At 34.4% G+C, this 4,007-nt stretch carries 5 protein-coding genes; all 5 read right to left on the reverse strand.

What is annotated here, in order from left to right:
* A partial coding sequence (locus VK998_RS03035) for an FAD binding domain-containing protein (RefSeq protein ID WP_325225336.1) occupies positions 1 to 311 on the reverse strand: 311 nt, incomplete at its 3' end.
* Complete coding sequence (locus tag VK998_RS03040) at positions 308 to 778, reverse strand: (2Fe-2S)-binding protein (RefSeq protein WP_325225338.1); 471 nt, start codon at positions 776 to 778, stop codon at positions 308 to 310. The genes VK998_RS03040 and VK998_RS03035, both read right to left, overlap by 4 nt.
* Positions 779 to 808: 30 nt before the next feature.
* Complete coding sequence (locus VK998_RS03045) at positions 809 to 1,999, reverse strand: YgeY family selenium metabolism-linked hydrolase (protein WP_325225341.1); 1,191 nt, start codon at positions 1,997 to 1,999, stop codon at positions 809 to 811.
* Positions 2,000 to 2,027: 28 nt separating this feature from the next.
* Positions 2,028 to 3,239 (reverse strand): diaminopropionate ammonia-lyase, encoded by a 1,212-nt coding sequence (dpaL, locus tag VK998_RS03050; RefSeq protein WP_325225343.1) that lies wholly within the window; start codon positions 3,237 to 3,239, stop codon positions 2,028 to 2,030.
* A gap of 84 nt (positions 3,240 to 3,323) precedes the next feature.
* Positions 3,324 to 4,007, reverse strand: a 684-nt coding sequence (locus tag VK998_RS03055) for a sugar-binding transcriptional regulator (RefSeq protein ID WP_325225346.1), incomplete at its 5' end; no start/stop codon positions are given.

Here is a 4,007-nt window from a genome sequence, read left to right on the forward strand (position 1 = left end):
GCCATATTTCTAAACTGTACTCCTACAATATAAGAAACTCCTTGACTAATTGCCCCTCCACAATGATTTTTAATGATATTATTAATTTCTAATTGCCTCAAAGTGGTATCTGCACCAATTAAAATCTCTTCTTCATTTTCAACAATATAGTCTAAGGACAGATTACATAAATCTATAGCTGTATTAATATTTCTAGAACCTAATTTTATAAATCCGCATCCACCTAATATTAAATTATTCTTTCTAGCTATGAGAAGCTCATAAGCTTCTTCTATGGTTTTAGGTGCAATATATTCCTTTATTGTAATCATCTTCCTTCCCCTCTCGCTACCTTAGATTCTAAATATTTTTTAACCGCCCTAATCTGTCCTTTATATCCAGTACATCGACAAAGATTGCCATTTAAATAATGGTATATTTCTTCTTCACTAGGATTGGTCAGTTCTTTTTCCATAGCAAGTACCGTCATGATAAATCCCGGAGCACAATATCCGCATTGTTCTGCACCTTCATCAGCTAAAAAGTCGGTAAATTTCTTAGCTTCATCCCTTACTCCTTCTAAGGTTGTTATACTCTTCCCTGTTGCTCGTACTGTTAAATAGGTGCAAGATAGTACAATCTCATCATCAACCCATATTGCACATAAACCGCAGGAACTTGTATCACATCCTCTTTGAACACTTAAATACCCAAGTCTTCTTAAAGTATCAAGCAAAAATTCGTCCGGCCTAACATCCAGTGTTCTATTACTATTATTTATAGTTAGTGTTACCTTCATATGATCACCCTTATGTTGGAAATTTATAAATTAATAGATATTAAAAACGGATTTCAATATCCCATAATATCCCTTAGCACCTTTTTCCAATTGCTCTATCTCTATATATTCATTAATTGTATGAGCTAGATTTTCTTGAGATGGACCAAAGCCTATGGTTTTTATTCCTTTTTCCCCTGCATAGTGGCTTCCATTAGTACAGAAGGAATAATGAGTTATCTCAGGTTCAAGACCGACTTCTTTCAATCCTTTATATGCAGCTTGTACAAACTCATCCTCTTTGTCAAACAACCAGCCTGGGAAAAACCTTTCTCCAGTGATAGTTTGGCCTGTATAGCAGATTTCAGTTCCTATTGCATAGGAAACCTTAGCATTTAGCTCTGGATCTTCCTTCATCATTTGGTCTAATAACTCCTCTATTGGTGTCAACACAGATTCCTTTGTTTCCCCTACTAACAATCTCCTATCAAAAGTAGCCTTACAATACTCTGGTACAACTGAAGCTCCTGGATAAGGAGAAGATTTAATATCTGTTAACACTAAAATACCTTTCCCTAATTCTTCATGTACCGTTGATTTAAGTTCTTGAATTCTTTGTATTATATTGGCCATTTTATAAACTGAATTTATACCTTTTTCTGGATTAGCCGAGTGAGCAGGTTTTCCAAATACTTCTACTACAATCTCCGCCCTGCCCCTTTGTCCAATTTTTAAATTCAACTCTGAAGATTCTCCTATTACTACATAATCGGGATTAATAGCATCGCTTATCTTCCTTGCAGCTACTCCTTCAAATATCTCCTCGTGGACTACTCCAGCTACGTAAATATCTCCATCAAAATTTCTATTAGTATCTTCTGCAAAATAAGATGCTGCAGTTATCATAGCACTAACTTGACCTTTCATATCTGAAGTACCACGTCCATATATTCTTCCTTCTGCTATCTCGCCACAAAAAGGACCAAACTTCCATTTTTGCTCATCAGTTACAGGTACATGGTCTATATGTCCATCAAATAAAATAGTCTTACCTGGTCCTTTTCCCTTAATATGACCTATAATATTTCCGTAACTATCTACAAAGTATTCATCAAAATTAAATTCTTTAAAAACCTTTTTAATAGCTTCTACCACCTTATCTTCCTGACCGGAAACACTAGGATTTCTTATTAGTTCTTGGCATAGTTTAACTAATTTTTCTTTTCTTACTTCAGTTAACATCCTCTCATCCTCCACTTTTTAAACATTCTTATTTTGTACATTCTCCTGCCCATACAATATTTCTATATTTGTCTGGATCTGTATCTCCTTCTGTGCTAAATAATAATATTTTAGAATCCTTATTAAGATTTAGCTTTTCTCTTAATTCTTTGTATTCATCATTCTTCATTATTTCTACCAATAAACCAGTAGTTACAGCCCCTGATTCTCCTGAAATTACATGAGGATCATTTTTCAATGGATTCCCTAATATTCTCATACCATTAGCTGACACCCAATCAGGACAGGATACAAACATAGAGCTATGATTTTTAAGGATTTCCCAACCTATAGTATTTGCTTCTCCACAAGCCAATCCAGCCATTATAGTTTGTAAATCTCCCCCAACTGCTACTGCTTTTCCATCTCCTGCTACTGCTGATCTATAAAAGCAATCTGCAATATCTGCTTCAACTATGGTTGTAGTAGGACAATCTTTCCCATAAATATTTGCAAAAACTCCTTGAACTGCCGCTGCTAATGAACCTACTCCAGCCTGAATAAAAATATGTGTAGGTTTATATACTCCTAATTCCTCTAATTGTTCTATTGCTTCCAAAGCCATAGTGCCATATCCTTGCATAATCCATGTGGGAATGTCTTCGTATCCTTCCCAAGCTGTATCTTGTATTACTACTCCATTATTTTCTTCAGCATATTTTGCTGCCAATCTAACACAGTCATCATAATTCAAGTCTTGAACCGTAACATCTGCTTTTTCTTTCCTGATATTTTCAACTCTAGCCCCTGATGAACCTTTAGGCATATATACTACGGATTTCTGCTTTAACTGATTAGCTGTCCAAGCTACACCTCTACCATGATTACCATCTGTGGCAGTTACAAAAAGCATATCTCCTAATTTTTCTTTAATTTCATTTGATATCAATTTGTTATATCCTAATTCTCCAACATCCACAGCTAGTTTCTCAGCCATATATTTAGCAATAGCAAAAGATCCTCCCAAAACCTTAAAAGCATTTAGACCAAAGCGATAAGATTCATCTTTTAAATAAACTCCACCAACTCCAATATGAGTTGCTAACTCTTTTAAATCTTGTAAAGGCGTTTTTGAATATTGGTCAAAGCTCTCATGAAAAGTTCTTGCTTTATCTATCTCATCTTTTTTTAATATTTCTATACATCCTTCAATATCAGTTTTAGGAAGTTGGTTTTTCTTCCATTTTATAACTTCGTTCATTACCATTACTCCTCTTTCTATTTTTTTATTTCATTTTATTATTTACAAGAATAATAAAGTAGAATTAAATAATTTAATTCTACTTTATTTCTTATAGTTTTTAATCAAATCAAATGCAGTATATTCATCAGTTACCAAAGTGTCCATCCAATTCCCTCTTATGCAAGCTAAAATAGCCTGTGTTTTATAAGTCCCTGATGCTATAGCAACAACCTTTTTAGTTTTTCTCAATTGGGACAAGTTTATAGCAACTACTGGTGCTTGATAAGCAACTGGACTTCCAGAAGGATCTATTAAATTAATGCATAGATCCGCCACCACTTTCTGACCTGTTTTTTCTTCTGCCTTCAGTACCAAATCTCTATAATAATTGTTATTAGATTGGAAAATGGCACCTATGCCAACTACTGCCCAATCCAATTCATCCCATAAATCGAAAGCAGGTTTTAATTCAGGATCTGATAATATAGCATCTTTCGTAGCTCTATGCCCTAAATAAACAGGAGAATACACATAATGACAAACCCCACCTAAGCTAGAAGCTGCTTTTCTAGCCGTTTCATTTACTTGGTATAGAGAATCTATACTCCCCATTCCCCCAGCTAATGGCACTGTTTTAATTCCTGTACGCTTATTGCCTGATAAATTATTTACTAATCCATATACAGAAGACCCTCTACCTATGCCTACTATTTCATTATCAGAAAGATTTTCTTCTAGATAATTAGCAGCTGCTTCATATACTCTACTTTTAGTTAATTCATCTTG

Origin of the sequence: Schnuerera sp. (assembly GCF_035459645.1) — a bacterium.
Classification (GTDB): domain Bacteria; phylum Bacillota; class Clostridia; order Tissierellales; family Tepidimicrobiaceae; genus Schnuerera.